Origin of the sequence: Streptomyces anandii JCM 4720 (genome assembly GCF_014650655.1) — a bacterium.
Lineage (GTDB): Bacteria > Actinomycetota > Actinomycetes > Streptomycetales > Streptomycetaceae > Streptomyces > Streptomyces anandii.
This window is the reverse complement of the sequence record NZ_BMVJ01000006.1, coordinates 174,370-175,393: the sequence shown is the minus strand read 5'-3', so window position 1 is coordinate 175,393 and position 1,024 is coordinate 174,370. Positions and strand designations below refer to the sequence as shown.

Sequence of the window (1,024 nt, the reverse complement as noted above, 5' to 3'; positions counted from 1 at the left end):
CCCCGCACACCACGTTCTGGCTCAAGCCGGGCAAGCACCACCTCGAACCGGACCGCTACTCGCAGGTCATCCCCAAGACGGGTGACCGCTACCTCGGCGCGCCGGGCGCGGTGCTCGACGGGCGGAAGACCAACCAGTACGCGTTCGGCGGCACGGCCGGCGACGTCACCATCGGCTATCTGACCGTGCAGGGTTTCGTCGCGCCGCAGAACGAGGGCGTGGTCAACCACGACTCGGCCGACGGCTGGGTGATCGAGCACGCGACGATCCAGCACAACTCCGGTGCGGGGCTGATGGCCGGCGCCCACCAGCGGGTGCGCGCCAACTGCCTTCGCGGCAACGGGCAGTACGGCATGAACGCCTACAAGGGCGGCGGCCCCATCAGCGGCCTGGTGGTCGAGGGCAACGAGATCACGGGCAACAACACCGAAGACTGGGAGCGGCGGCGGCCGGGCTGCGGCTGCACCGGAGGCGTCAAGTTCTGGGCCGTCGACGGCGCCGACGTACGCGGCAACTGGGTGCACGGCAACCACGGGGCGGGGTTGTGGGCGGACACCAACAACAACGACTTCCGCATCGAGGACAACGTCCTGGAGGCCAACGACGGCGCCGCGCTGATCTACGAGGCCAGCTACAACGCGGTCATCCGCGACAACACGATCCGCCGCAACAACTGGGCCGAGGGACGCCGTTACGCCGACCGGGGCGACAGTTTCCCCTTCGCGACGATCTACCTGTCCGAGTCCGGCGGCGAACCGCGGATCAAGGCCCGTACGAACAGGATCGACATCTACGGGAACGTACTGGAGGACAACTGGTCCGGGATCACCCTGTGGGAGAACGCCGACCGGTTCTGCAACAGCCCGGCCAACACCTCCTCCGGTGACTGCACCCTGCTGGTGAAGCGCTCCGCCCGCTGCGCCCGCCCGGCGATCACCACCGCGCCGCTCTACGCCGACTGCCGCTGGAAGACCCAGCGGGTGGACATCCACGACAACCGCTTCGTACTGGACGAGTCCGTCGT

1 protein-coding gene is annotated in these 1,024 nt (G+C 68.4%); it reads left to right on the top strand.

Annotated features, from left to right (window positions below):
* Positions 1-1,024: right-handed parallel beta-helix repeat-containing protein (locus IE249_RS37155; RefSeq protein ID WP_229858460.1), on the top strand; the 1,024-nt coding region annotated here is incomplete at both ends.